General features: G+C 57.2%; 14 protein-coding genes and 1 pseudogene. 7 read left to right on the top strand and 8 right to left on the bottom strand.

Going from position 1 to position 12,991, the window contains the following annotated elements; genetic code table 11:
• Nucleotides 1–31 precede the first annotated feature (31 nt).
• Genes ACTG19_RS14900 through dolP form a run of 4 tightly spaced genes read left to right on the top strand, consistent with a single transcriptional unit; the run spans nucleotide 32 to nucleotide 3,315 of the window.
• Entirely contained in the window at nucleotides 32–1,819 is a 1,788-nt protein-coding gene (locus ACTG19_RS14900; protein WP_236382346.1) for a penicillin-binding protein activator, read from the top strand.
• On the top strand, nucleotides 1,761–2,132 hold the full coding sequence (locus ACTG19_RS14895) for a YraN family protein (protein WP_005355127.1): 372 nt from the start codon (nucleotides 1,761–1,763) through the stop codon (nucleotides 2,130–2,132). Before ACTG19_RS14900 ends, ACTG19_RS14895 begins: the two co-directional genes overlap by 59 nt.
• Nucleotides 2,133–2,141: 9 nt before the next feature.
• A complete protein-coding gene (locus ACTG19_RS14890) occupies nucleotides 2,142–2,732 on the top strand; it encodes a D-sedoheptulose-7-phosphate isomerase (RefSeq protein ID WP_005336275.1) in 591 nt (196 codons plus the stop codon).
• A 4-nt stretch (nucleotides 2,733–2,736) separates the two neighbouring features.
• Nucleotides 2,737–3,315 (top strand): division/outer membrane stress-associated lipid-binding lipoprotein, encoded by a 579-nt coding sequence (gene dolP, locus ACTG19_RS14885; RefSeq protein WP_005336277.1) that lies wholly within the window; start codon nucleotides 2,737–2,739, stop codon nucleotides 3,313–3,315.
• Between the two features lie 48 nt (nucleotides 3,316–3,363).
• Here the strand turns inward: dolP and ACTG19_RS14880 are convergent, their stop codons facing one another.
• From ACTG19_RS14880 to zapE, 8 genes and pseudogenes are all read right to left on the bottom strand, one after another.
• Complete coding sequence (locus ACTG19_RS14880) at nucleotides 3,364–3,795, bottom strand: ClpXP protease specificity-enhancing factor (RefSeq protein ID WP_162628448.1); 432 nt, start codon at nucleotides 3,793–3,795, stop codon at nucleotides 3,364–3,366.
• A complete protein-coding gene (sspA, locus tag ACTG19_RS14875) occupies nucleotides 3,792–4,421 on the bottom strand; it encodes a stringent starvation protein SspA (protein WP_005336279.1) in 630 nt (209 codons plus the stop codon). Before sspA ends, ACTG19_RS14880 begins: the two co-directional genes overlap by 4 nt.
• 87 nt (nucleotides 4,422–4,508) lie before the next feature.
• A complete protein-coding gene (locus ACTG19_RS14870; RefSeq protein ID WP_113740260.1) occupies nucleotides 4,509–5,243 on the bottom strand; it encodes a cytochrome c1 in 735 nt (244 codons plus the stop codon).
• Nucleotides 5,240–6,457: a cytochrome b gene (locus tag ACTG19_RS14865; RefSeq protein ID WP_040068842.1), complete on the bottom strand. Its 1,218-nt coding sequence runs from the start codon at nucleotides 6,455–6,457 to the stop codon at nucleotides 5,240–5,242. The genes ACTG19_RS14870 and ACTG19_RS14865 overlap by 4 nt, the downstream gene beginning before the upstream one ends.
• A 2-nt stretch (nucleotides 6,458–6,459) precedes the next feature.
• On the bottom strand, nucleotides 6,460–7,050 hold the full coding sequence (petA, locus tag ACTG19_RS14860) for a ubiquinol-cytochrome c reductase iron-sulfur subunit (protein WP_040068840.1): 591 nt from the start codon (nucleotides 7,048–7,050) through the stop codon (nucleotides 6,460–6,462).
• A gap of 295 nt (nucleotides 7,051–7,345) precedes the next feature.
• Nucleotides 7,346–7,738, bottom strand: a complete 393-nt coding sequence (gene rpsI / locus ACTG19_RS14855) for a 30S ribosomal protein S9 (RefSeq protein ID WP_005336286.1) — start codon at nucleotides 7,736–7,738, stop codon at nucleotides 7,346–7,348.
• Between the two features lie 15 nt (nucleotides 7,739–7,753).
• Nucleotides 7,754–8,181: pseudogene (gene rplM, locus ACTG19_RS14850) on the bottom strand (50S ribosomal protein L13).
• Nucleotides 8,182–8,447: 266 nt separating this feature from the next.
• Complete coding sequence (gene zapE, locus ACTG19_RS14845; RefSeq protein ID WP_113740258.1) at nucleotides 8,448–9,542, bottom strand: cell division protein ZapE; 1,095 nt, start codon at nucleotides 9,540–9,542, stop codon at nucleotides 8,448–8,450.
• Nucleotides 9,543–9,682: 140 nt separating this feature from the next.
• Between zapE and ACTG19_RS14840 the strand changes: the two genes are divergently transcribed.
• From ACTG19_RS14840 to degS, 3 genes are all read left to right on the top strand, one after another.
• The gene (locus ACTG19_RS14840; RefSeq protein WP_005356646.1) at nucleotides 9,683–10,063 is read left to right on the top strand and encodes a YhcB family protein; all 381 of its coding nucleotides are present in this window, start codon (nucleotides 9,683–9,685) and stop codon (nucleotides 10,061–10,063) included.
• Nucleotides 10,064–10,144: 81 nt separating this feature from the next.
• Nucleotides 10,145–11,506: a Do family serine endopeptidase gene (locus tag ACTG19_RS14835; RefSeq protein ID WP_113740257.1), complete on the top strand. Its 1,362-nt coding sequence runs from the start codon at nucleotides 10,145–10,147 to the stop codon at nucleotides 11,504–11,506.
• A 109-nt stretch (nucleotides 11,507–11,615) separates the two neighbouring features.
• Nucleotides 11,616–12,740 (top strand): outer membrane-stress sensor serine endopeptidase DegS, encoded by a 1,125-nt coding sequence (gene degS, locus ACTG19_RS14830; RefSeq protein WP_005336297.1) that lies wholly within the window; start codon nucleotides 11,616–11,618, stop codon nucleotides 12,738–12,740.
• The last annotated feature ends 251 nt before the right edge of the window (nucleotides 12,741–12,991 follow it).

The following is a 12,991-nucleotide window of genomic DNA, read 5'->3' as shown; positions in this document are numbered from 1 at the left end:
GGAGCCCAATCAACCGTCAGGGCAGTCAGGCATGCCCTCTGCGTTTTCCAATCTGACCAAGAATGCCCAGTGGTATCTTGAGCAGGTGGATCCCGCCAAGCCGGCCGAGGCCTTTACCTGGCAGATGCTGGCGGCACGCAGCTATCTGGCGCTGGGCCAGGCCAAACCGGCCTCGGCACTGTTCCAGCAATTGCAGAAGCAGGCCAAGGATCCCGTTCAGAAGGCGCAGTTGCAACTGCTGCAAGCCCATCTGTTGCTGGCGCAAGGCCACGCCAATCAGGCGCTGATCCTGCTGGAAGGCAAACCCGAGGTGGCGCTGGATGCCGATACCCAGAAGGATTGGTATCGCCAGCGCGTGGTGCTGCAGCTCGACATCAATAACAAGTTTGGTGCCGCCAAGTCGTTGATTGCACTGGAGCCCTACCTCAATCAGAGCGAGCAGGCGACCAACCATCAGCAGATCTGGTCGTTGCTGAAAAGCATGACCCCCTCCACCCTGCAAGCGCTGGAAGAGGCTCCGGCCCCTGATGTGACCACCGGCTGGTTGCGACTGGCGGCACTGGTCAACGAGTTTGGCGCCCAGCCGAACTTGCTGGCCCGCCAGCTGGCAGGCTGGAAGCGCGACTTCCCCAACCATCCAGCCCAGAAGGATATGCCGGCAGGATTGGGCGATCTGGCGGCCACTGCCAGCACCTCGGTGCAACAGATCGCCGTGCTGCTGCCCCTCTCCGGCAATCTGGAGCCGCAGGGCGCCGCCATCCGTAACGGTATGCTGATGTCTTATAAGGAAAATCAGGGGCAATTCACCCTGAACTTCTACGACACCCAGAGCAAGTCAACCGGCGATCTTTATAAGCAGGCGATTCAGGAAGGGGCAGACATGATCATCGGCCCGCTGCTGAAAGATCGGGTCGAGGAGCTGCTCAAGGCCAATCCGACCGTGCCGGTACTGGCGCTCAACGAGCTGGACAAGCCGGTCGTCAACGACACCACCTACTACTTCTCCCTCTCTGCCGCCGCAGATGCCGCCCAGGCAGCCCAGTACCTTTACACCCAGGGCTACCGTAAACCGCTGCTGATCGCCGCCCAGGGTCGGATCGGTTACAGCAGTATCAAGGCTTTCGAGCAGAGCTGGGCCACCCTGAGCCAGGATAAGCCGGTGGTTGCCACCTTCGGTGCCCGCAACGAAGTACAGGGGATGGTCAAGAATGCCCTGAGCGGCCGCTCTACCGCCCGTGCTGGTGAAGTGGTGCAACTCTCTGATGCCGCACCGCGCAGCATCGATGCCGTTTATGTGGTGGCCAACAGCCTGGAAACGCGGATGATCAAGCCCTACGTGGATGTCTCGGTCAATCCGATGGGCAGCCTGCCCATCTACACCAGCTCCCGCGGCTACGACAGCGCAGCCACCGAGGTCGCCTCCGAGCTCAACGGCATGCATATCGCCGATATGCCGCTGCTGCTGGGCGGCTACGAGAAACAGCGCGAGCAGATCGCCCTGCTCTGGCCGCAGACCCAGGGTGACCTGCTGCGCCTGTTTGCCATGGGCTACGATGCCGTCAGTCTGGCTGAGAACCTGCAGCAGATGCGCAAGGTGGGCGGCATGCAGCAGGCCGGCATGAGCGGTCAGCTGAGCGTGGACGCCCAGGGCAATATCGTACGTATGCTGAGCTGGGGTACTTACCAGAACGGCAAACTGGTCGACGAGAACGCCGTTCAGCAACTGGAGGAGCCCTCCAATGAAGGAACTATGGAAACGGATGCGCCAGCAGTTGCCGAGCCTGTTCCCCTCACCAACGAGCAAGGGACAGCACTTTGAACAAGTCGCTGAACGCTGGTTGCAGGCCCGGGGCCTGCAACCGGTAGCTCGCAACTACCGCTGTCGTGGCGGTGAAATAGATCTCATCATGCACCAGGGCCAGACCCTGGTGTTTGTTGAGGTGCGCTACCGGGCCACCGGCAGCCATGGCGGGGCCGCCAGCTCGGTCACCCGCAGCAAACAGCACAAGATCATGCTGGCAGCGCGCCACTATTTGAAGCAACATGCCATCAACGAGGCCAATCAGGCCTGCCGATTCGATGTGATTGCGTTCGAGGGCGACCAGCCAGCCTGGATCCAGAACGCATTTTAAGAGGACCCTATGACTGACCGCATCAAAGAGAACTACACCGAAAGCATCCAGACCAAGATAGCCGCCGCCGAGGCGCTGCCGGATGCCATCCATACTGCAGCCCAGATGATCACCATCTGCCTGCTCAATGGCCACAAGGTGCTGGCATGCGGTAACGGTCCTTCTGCCGCACTCGCGCAACTGTTCATCTCCGAGCTGGTCAACTGCTACGAGACCCAGCGCCCCTCCCTGCCCGGCATGGCACTGACCCCGGACATGGCGACCATCAGCGCCATCGCCACCGATCACGGTTTTGAAGAGGTCTACGCCAAGCAGATCCGCGCGCTGGGCCAGCCTGGCGACATTCTGGTGGTCATCACCACCTCCGGCCACAGCCGCAGCCTGATCAAGGCCGCCGAGGCTGCCCTCTCCCGTGACATGACCATAGTGGTGCTGAGCGGGGGTGACGGTGGCGAAATGGCAGGTCTGCTCGGCCCGAACGATGTGGAGATCCGTGTTCCCTCCGCCCGTCGCCCTCGCATTCTGGAAGTGAATCTGTTGACCCTGCACTGCCTGTGTGATCTCATCGACCAGACACTTTTCCCGCAACAGGAAGATTGAAACCATGAAAAAGCACACTATCCTGCTCGGTCTGCTGGTTAGCACCCTGCTGCTGCAAGGCTGCGCAGCCCTGGTTGTTGGCGGCGCAGCAGGGACTGCCAAGGCCTCTGGCGATCGCCGAACGCTGGGCGCGCAGTGGGATGACCAGACCATAGAGCTGAAAGCGGCCAATCTGCTGGCCGACAACAAACCCCTCAGTGCAGCCAGCAAGATCAGCGTCTACAGCAACAATGGCCGCGTTCTGCTGGTCGGCCAGACACCTTCTGACGTTTACAAGATTGAGGCAGGCAAAATTGTCAGTCGCATCGAAGGGGTGCGCCACGTCTACAACGAATTGCGCATCGGCCAACCTGCCAGTTTCACCACCCGCAGCAATGACTCCTGGATCACCTCCAAGGTGAAAGCCGACATGTTCGGCACCAAGAACTTCGACAGCACCAAGGTCAAGGTGGTCACCGAGAACGGCGAGGTGTTCCTGATTGGTCTGGTGACTCGCCAGGAGGGAGAGCAGGCAGTCAACATCGCCCGCCATGTCACCGGAGTGAAGCGCGTGATCAAGGCCTTCGAATTCGCCCAAAACTAGCCTCACGACTGACCCGCATACATAAACGCAGCCAACTGGCTGCGTTTTTTATTTAATGACTTTCAGGGTCGGACGGCCGCTGGGGCGCGGCGGCTCCGGCTCAGGCTCAGGCTCCACGGGCGCTTCAGCTTGCTCCAGCCAGATATCGTAACCGGGCTCCGGCGGGAACATGGTGCCCACGCCGTTCTCCCGTGCATGAATAGCCAACACTGCCGCCATCGGGATGTAAACCTGCTGGGAGACCCCGCCAAAGCGGGCACTGAAGCTGATAGCCTCGTTATCCATGTGAAATTGCATCACGGCTCGGGGCGCGATATTCAGTACAATTTGCCCGTCCTGAGCAAACTGCATCGGCACCATCACATGGGGAATGTTGACGTTGACCACCAGATGAGGGGTCAGATCGTTGTCCAGCAACCAGTCAAAGAACGCCCGTAACAAGTACGGGCGGCTCGGTGTCATTGTCGGTTCCATGCTCATACGCCAGCACGGATCTCGCGTTCGGCTTCGGTCAGGGAAGCCTGGAAGGACTCACGCTCGAACAGACGAACCATGTAGGCCTTCAGCTCTTTGGCGCCACGACCGGTCAGGTCGATGCCAAGGCTCGGCAGACGCCACAGCAGCGGTGCCATGTAGCAATCCACCAGACCGAACTCTTCGCTCATGAAATAGGGCATTTCACCGAAGATCGGCGCGATGGCCAGCAGGTTGTCACGCAGTTCGTTGCGTGCCGCTTCAGCATCGGTACCGGCCATGATCTTGTCGGCCAGGGAGTACCAGTCCAGCTCGATGCGGTGCATCATCAGACGGCTGTTACCGCGGGCAACCGGGTAAACAGGCATCAGGGGCGGATGCGGGAAGCGCTCGTCCAGATACTCCATGATGATGCGCGAGGTGTAGAGTGCCAGCTCACGATCAACCAGGGTCGGTACAGAGTTGTACGGGTTCAGCTCGGCCAGCTCATCCGGCAGATTGGCTGGATCAACCTGGCAGATATCCACGCTAACACCCTTCTCCGCCAGGACAATACGCACCTGATGGCTGAACATATCGTTGGCACCGGAAAACAGCGTCATTACCGAACGCTTATTGGCAGCTACAGCCATTGAACCCTCCCGTCATTAAAAAGCAGAAACGGCAATGAAGCATCTTGGTCTTCATTGCCGTGCATTATATTACCCGTATCTGGTCGCTTAGTGAACGTCGCGCCAGAATTCCTTCTTCAACAGCACAGTGAAGATGAAGAAGATCACGATGAAACCAAGCACCCAGAAGCCCATGCGTTCACGCTCCTGTTGTACCGGTTCAGCCGAGTAGACCAAGAAGTTTACCAGATCCAGTACCGTCTGATCATACTCTTCGTCATCCATTTCACCATTACCGTCAGATTTGATGCTGACAACCTGCTGGGTTTCCACTCCGTCGACCGTGTGAGTAGCGAACTCTGCACGGGGGGTTCCCTGCAACGGTTCCAACACATGAGGCATGCCCACAGACGGGAACACCACATTATTCACCCCAAACGGACGAGTCGGATCCACGTAAAAAGAACGCAGATAGGTGTAAATCCAGTCCGCACCACGTACCCGGGCAACCAGAGTCAGATCCGGAGGGGGAGCACCAAACCACTTGGCGGCATCCTTCTCGGACATGGCGATCTTCATCAGATCACCCACTTTGGCGCCAGTGAAGATGAGGTTCTCCTTCATCAGCTCCTCGGGGATCTCCAGATCGGCAGCAACCCGGTTGTAGCGTTGATACTGGGTAGAGTGGCAGCCTGCACAATAGTTCATGAAGGTGGCAGCTCCACGTTGCAGGGATGCCTTGTCGCTCAGATCATAATTGGCTTTGTCCAGATGCACGGCCCCAGCATTGGCAAACACCAGTGATGGCAGCAGGGTCAGCACTGCAAATATTATTTTTTTCATTTAAATGTAACCCTCTCCGGCAGCGGCTTGGTGCGTTCGTTTTTGCTGTAGAAGAACAACAGCACGAAGAAACCGAAATAACCCAAGGTACAAATCTGGGCAACCAGCGTCAGGGTCGGCGTCGACGGCAGTACACCCAGCACCCCCAGGATGATAAAGCAGACCACGAACTGGGCGATGTTAAGCTTGTGTAGCTTGCTGCGATAGCGAACAGAACGCACCTTGCAGCGATCCAGCCAAGGCAGCAGGAACAACACCACAATAGAGAGGCCCATCATGATGACGCCAAGCAGCTTGTCAGGTACCGCACGCAGAATCGCGTAGAAGGGGGTGAAGTACCACACAGGCGCGATGTGAGCAGGAGTCTTCAGGCCGTTGGCCACTTCAAAGTTCGGCTTCTCGAGGAAGTAACCCCACATATCCGGCTTGAAGAAAATGATGGCGCAGAAGAAGAACAGGAAGCCCGCCACACCGATCATGTCCTTGACGGTGAAATAAGGGTGGAACGCCACCGCATCCAGCGGCCAGCCGTTCTCGTCCTTGTGCTTCTTGATGTCGATACCGTCCGGGTTGTTGGAGCCCACTTCGTGCAGCGCCAGAATGTGCATGGCAACTAGCATCACCAGCACCAGCGGCAACGCGATGACGTGCAGCGCGAAGAAGCGGTTAAGGGTCGCACCGGAGATCACGTAGTCACCGCGGATCCACAGGGTCAGATCGTCACCGATGACCGGAATGGCGCCAAACAGCGAGATGATGACCTGGGCACCCCAGAATGACATCTGACCCCAGGGCAGTAAGTAGCCCATAAAGGCTTCCGCCATCAGCACCAGGAAGATCAGCATGCCGAAGATCCACAGCAGCTCACGAGGCTTCTGATAAGAGCCATAGATCATGCCGCGGAACATATGCATATAGACCACGATGAAGAATGCAGACGCACCGGTTGAGTGCATGTAACGCAGCAGCCAGCCGTACTCCACATCGCGCATGATGTACTCCACGGAGGCAAACGCACCTTCCGCAGAGGGGTTGTAGTTCATGGTCAACCAGATACCGGTGATGATCTGGTTAACCAGCACCAGCATGGCCAGCGAGCCGAAGAAGTACCAGAAGTTCAGGTTCTTCGGTGCCGGATACTTGGCCATGTGGTCGTTGTACATGGCCGTGAGCGGGAATCGATAATCGATCCAGCCCATCAGTTTACTCAACATGGTCAGGCCTCCTTGCCATCGGCACCGACCAGGATGGTGGTGTCATTAATGAATTGATAGGGCGGAATGACCAGGTTCAGCGGTGCAGGCACCCCCTGGAACACACGGCCGGCCATGTCGAACTTGGAGCCATGGCACGGGCAGAAGAAGCCGGACGTAACGCCCTGCACCTGCTCGCCAAAGCTGTCAGGCAGATAGGAAGGTGAACACCCCAAGTGGGTGCAAATACCGACCGCGACAAAAATTTCGGGCTTGATCGATCTGTACCCGTTATGGGCATAGTCAGGCTGCTGCGGCTCTTCAGATGAGGGATCCCGCAGCTTGTCATCATGCGCGGCCAAGGCATCCAGCGTCTGTTTGGTGCGTTTCACCACCCAGACAGGCTTGCCTCGCCACTCGACACGGATGAGCTGACCCGGTTCCAACTTGCTGATATCGACTTCAACCGGCGCACCGGCTGCTTTGGCCTTGGCGCTCGGATTCCATGACTTTATAAACGGCACTGCGGTAAACGCAGCTCCTACCCCACCAACGGCAACCGTTGACCAGGTAAGAAATCTGCGGCGACCGGTATCAACTGGCGCATTGCTCATCCAAAAACTCTCCCATGTGGACTCCGCACATTCTTATAGTGTCCCTGTTCCCCATTTTTCCCGTGACAACAGCGGCGGAAGCTGGATTTACAATTGCCACAGAAAACAGGGGAAATTTTAAAGAAAAGATAACAACTTGACAAGAAAGAGCGGTGAGCAATGAAAACAATAAAGAAACAATTTTTTGTCTTTTGTGACGCGTGGTTAGCATTGATGTCGGTAATATTACCAATAAAAAAAGCCTGGCAACCGCCAGGCTTTTTTGACACTCGAAAGAGTGAGTACCAAAAGCGAATTAACGCTTGGAGTACTGCGGACGCTTACGAGCTTTGTGCAGACCAACTTTCTTACGCTCAACCTTACGGGCATCACGAGTAACAAAGCCAGCTTTACGCAGTTCGGAACGCAGGGTTTCGTCGTACTGCATCAGAGCACGAGTGATACCGTGGCGGATCGCACCAGCTTGACCGGAGATGCCACCACCGTTAACGGTGATGTACAGGTCCAGTTTCTCGGTCATCTCAACCAGTTCCAGCGGCTGACGAACTACCATGCGGGCAGTCGGACGGCCGAAGTACTGCTCCAGGGAGCGCTGGTTGATTACGATCTTGCCGCTACCCGCTTTGATAAATACGCGAGCAGTGGAGCTTTTGCGACGGCCGGTACCGTAGTATTGATTTTCTGCCATGTTGCCAGTTCCCGATTAGATATCCAGTACTTGAGGTTGCTGAGCAGCATGAGCATGCTCGGCGCCTGCGTAAACTTTCAGTTTACGGAACATGGCACGGCCCAGAGGACCTTTCGGCAGCATGCCTTTGACGGCTGCTTCGATTACCATTTCCGGTTTACGCTGAATCAGCTTGTCGAAGCTGATTGACTTGATACCACCCGGGAAACCGGAGTGAGCGTGGTACATTTTGTCGGTAAATTTCTTACCGGTTACGTGTACCTTCTCAGCGTTTACAACGATGATGTAATCACCGGTGTCAACGTGCGGAGTGTACTCAGCTTTGTGCTTACCACGCAGACGAGCAGCGATCTCGGTTGCGATACGACCCAGAGTTTTACCTTCTGCGTCCACAATGTACCAGTCACGTTTTCGGTTTCTGGCTTGGCAACGAAAGTTTTCATTAAGTTAAACCCAATTACCTGTTACAGACCCAATTGCTTATGGGGGCTCTCCCACAAACAACAAACGATGGCCTACCTGTACCCCTTCGAATACAAGTAAAGCTTAAAGTGTTGCTGTCTTATCGACAGCTGTAACGTGGGCCGGGCGATTATAAGTGAAGTTGCCTTAAATATCACCTGCTAATTTCACTGCCATGAAACCAGCAAATGTCGCCCGGCCCTACCTGCCGCAGATGCCCATCCGACTGGCAGGCGCGGTATTGTGACTAAGGAAGGTGCACTCTGGCAAGGTATTCGTGCGATTGCATTTCCTGAAGCCGCGAAAGACAGCGTTTGAATTCGAAATTCAGCAGCCCTTCGCCGTAGAGTTCTGTCATGGGAACCGCCGCTGACATGATGAGCTTGACGTGCCGTTCGTAGAACTCATCGACCATGGCAATGAAGCGGCGAGCCGCGTCATCCGTGCCTGTGCCCATTGGTTGCACATTGGCCAGCAGAATGGTATGGAACAGCCTGGCCAGCTCGATATAGTCGTTCTGGGAGCGGGGAGTACAGCAAAGTTGCTCAAATTCCATATAGAGCACCCCTTCCCCCATTCCGAGCAACGTCAGCTGACGATGATTGACCTCGAACGTCCCCTCGCAAGCCGTGTGCCCACCGGTTAATTGCTGAAAATAGTGGTCAAGATTGGCTTTTGCCTGCAAGTCCAGCGGGCAGTGATAAATCTCGGCTTGTTCCAGCGTACGCAGGCGATAGTCGATACCGCCATCCACGTTAAGTACCTCGCAATGACGCTCGATAAGCTCGATAGCTGGCAGAAAACGGGCTCGCTGCAGCCCGTTGCGATAAAGATCCTGCGGCGGAATATTTGAAGTGGCAACCAGCACGACACCGTGACCAAACAGCTCCTGGAACAGCGTACCCAGCAACATGGCGTCGGTGATGTCGGAGACAAAAAATTCGTCGAAACAGATGATGTCTATTTCACTGGCAAGCTTGCTGGCCACCAGCTTGAGGGGATCGGACTGCCCGCTCAACCCCTGCAGTTCATCGTGAATGCGGTGCATGAAGCGGTGGAAATGGCTGCGCATCTTGCGCGTCCCCGGCAGGCTGTCGAAAAAAGTATCCATCAGCCAGGTCTTGCCTCGGCCCACTCCGCCCCACATATAGATACCGAGGACGGGCTCCGGCGGCTTGGGCTTTTGCAGCCAACCCAGCAGCCCTCGAGATCTGGTCGGAGTCGGGCGCCGTAGCAAATCCTGATACAGTCGCTCCAGCCTGCTAATGGCCATCCCCTGCGCGGGGTCGGCCACAAAGCCGGGGCGCAGCAGATCCTGCTGGTATTTTTGCTGCGGTGTCATCCTTGAGCGCCTCTCCAAGTCCCTGAATCGAGGACAAAATGGTATCACGGCCTCAGGACGCACGGTATAGTGCCATCAAGGCATGGCGGTTATGACGACCGCATAAACCCACTCTGTTTTAGCTGTAACAAGGAGCATCTATGAGTCTGTTAACTGGGATCCTGCTGGCTGTCGCGGCCTTGATTATCGGTATCGTTCTCGGCCGTTTTTCGGTACGTAGCCGCGATGCTGGCCGTCTCGAACAGGAACTGAAGAAGGCCCACAAGGAGCTCGAGAGTTATCAGGGCCAGATCAACACCCACTTCGCCGACAGCGCCGCCCTGATGGAGCAACTGGCCGAGCAGTATCAGACCCTCTATCGCCACATGGCCGAGCAGAGCAAATTCCTGGCCAAGGCGCAGGAACCGCTGTTCCGCGAGTCATTGGTAGAAGAAGCCCCTGCCAATGTGGCAGAAGAGCCGGGCGTTCCGCCTCGCGACTATGCTGGCGCCTCTTCCGGACTGCTCAAGCAACCAAACTAGTTCCTCGCGGAACTAATTGGCCAGTCCCGTGGTCTGACCTTGACGATTGCAATGCAACTTTTTCTGGGAGCTGTTTTTCATATGCGTAAACCTCTTTCCATGCTCAGTGTGCTAGCCCTCAGTGTCGGTATCGCCATGTCTGCGGCCCCTGCTCAGGCTGCACTGCCTTCCCTGTTAGGTTCAAATCAGGAGATGCCAAGCCTGGCGCCTGTTCTCGAACAGGTCACCCCGGCGGTGGTCAATATCTCGGTTTCTGGCAAAAAAATTACCCGTCAGCGTCTGCCGGAACAGTTCAAGTTCTTCTTCGGCCCCAACATGCCCGATGAACAGGTGAGCGAGCAGCCGTTCCAGGCGCTCGGCTCCGGTGTTATCGTCGATGCCAAGAAGGGTTACGTGATCACCAACGCCCACGTGGTGCACGAGGCGGACGAGATCAAGGTCAACCTGAAGGATGGTCGTGAGTATGCGGCCAAGAAGATCGGTGAAGACAAGCAGTCCGACATCGCCCTGCTGCAAATCAAGGCCGAGGATCTGGTGCAGATCAAGTTCGCCGACTCCGATGAGCTGCGGGTAGGTGACTATGCGCTGGCCATCGGCAACCCGTTTGGTCTGGGCCAAACCGTCACCTCCGGTATCGTCAGTGCGCTGGGTCGCAGCGGCCTCAACATCGAGAATCTGGAGAACTTCATCCAGACCGATGCGGCCATCAACTCCGGTAACTCCGGCGGCGCTCTGCTCAACCTGCGTGGCGAGCTGATCGGTATCAACACCGCGATTCTGGGCCCGAACGGCGGCAACATCGGCATCGGCTTTGCTATCCCCTCCAACATGGTGCGGGATCTGACCGAGCAGATCGTCAAGTACGGTGAAGTGCGTCGCGGCCAGCTGGGCATTACCGGCACCGAGCTCACCTCCGACATCGCCAAAACCTTCGGTTACAACAAGAAGGATGGCGCCTTCGTCAATCAGGTCATGCCTGATTCGGCGGCCGACAAGGCGGGCATCAAGGCTGGCGATATCATTGTCAGCATCGATGGCAAACCGGTTCGCTCCTTCGGCGAGCTGCGTGCCAAGATCGCCACCATGGGCGCTGGCAAGCAGGTCGAGCTGGGGCTGATCCGCGATGGCAAGCCGCAAACTGCCAAAGTGACCCTGAAGCAGGCCGATGACAGCGAAGTACGCGCCAGCGCGCTGCATCCGGCACTGGAAGGGGCCAAGCTGAGCACCACTACCGACCCGGTCTCCGGTGTTGCGGTGGCCGACATTGATCCTCGCTCTCCGGCAGCTGCTTCCGGCCTGCAGAAGGGTGACATCATCATCGGGGTCAACCGCCTGCGCATCAACACCCTGGGCGAGCTGACCAAGGCGCTCAAGAACAAGCCTGACGTGCTGGCACTCAACATCCAGCGCGGCGACTCCTCGCTCTATCTGGTGATCCGCTAACGCTCAAGTTGTTCGCCAACCCCTCTATCACCCGCGGCCTTCACCGCGGGTGATTTTTATCCATCGATAGTGTTATTCTCTGCGCGCAGCCTGTACGGATGAGAATGACATGAAAATCCCCCCTTTAGTCAGTTACTTGGGCAAGTCTGTCGGTTTTGGATTGACCGTCGCAGCGCTGCTGTTGCTGCTGTTTCCCCATTTTCGCGGTGGTGCCCAACTGCCCGGCATCATCACCAATGCCCGTGAACTGAGTTTCTCCTATGCCGCCCATCGGGCAGGCCCTGCCGTCGTCAACATCTATACCCGCAGCTTTGCCCCCAATCAGGGCAATCAGGGGGAACTGCGCCCACAAGGGCTGGGTTCTGGCGTCATCATGAATCAGCGCGGCTATGTACTGACCAACTACCACGTCATCGCCGATGCCGACCAGATCATCGTCGCGTTGCAGGATGGTCGGGTCTTCAGTGCCGAGCTGGTCGGAACCGATCAGCTCACCGACCTCGCCGTGCTCTATATCGAGTCAGACAACCTGCCGGTGATCCCGCAGGATCCCGAGCGACTGCCAGAAGTGGGAGATGTGGTGCTCGCCATCGGCAACCCCTACAACGTCGGCCAGACCATCACCCAGGGCATTATCAGCGCGACCGGCCGTACCGGCCTATCCAGCATGGGGCCCGACAGCAATGGCCGTCAGGATCTGCTGCAGACCGATGCCGCCATCAACGAGGGCAACTCGGGCGGGGCGCTGGTCAACGGCCGTGGCGATCTGGTGGGGATCAACACCGCCACCTATCACCTCAACGGCAATCAGGAGAGCTACGGCATCAGCTTCGCCATCCCCTACCGGCTGGCAAAACGGATCATGGATGAGCTGATCGCCAACGGCCGGGTGATCCGCGGCTACCTCGGGATCTCCAGCGTCGAGATCAACCCCATAGTCGCGCGGATGATGAACCTCGGCGACCTGCGTGGCTTGGTGGTGGAGAGTCTGGATCCCAACGGCCCGGCGGCCAAAGGCGGCCTGCAGCGAGGGGATGTGCTGCTCAAGATCAACGGAGAGGCCATCAGTGGCGTACGCAGCGCCATGGACAAGATTGTCGAGAGCCGCCCCGGCACCAAGCTGACCATCTCGGTATTCCGCTCCGGCAAGCCGCTGGAAGTGGTGGTCACTATAGAGGAAGACCTGCGCTATCAGCAGAGAACGGCCAGCTCGAGCGCAGCATCGGCCAGCTAGCGTCACTTCTTTTAATGAGAAGGGCGGGAAACCGCCCTTTTCCATATCTGCCCTCTCGGTAACGTCTCTTACCGTGAGATGACTCACAGTTTCCCGCAACGCTTCCCCTGCCCCCGCCCCCCCCGATTTGTGCGCTACCGATCACACAAAACCAGCTTCAATAAGCACTCTTTTTACCTTTTCAGTATCCAAACGATCACTTCGGGGCCATTTCCTCAGGAATTTCCGCTTCGAATCGGAAAAACACTGCC

It is taken from the genome of Aeromonas sp. 3P (assembly GCF_051919745.1).
Taxonomy (GTDB): Bacteria; Pseudomonadota; Gammaproteobacteria; order Enterobacterales; family Aeromonadaceae; genus Aeromonas; species Aeromonas veronii.
Note: the sequence above shows the minus strand (reverse complement) of the source record. Positions and strands in the feature narration are given on the sequence as shown.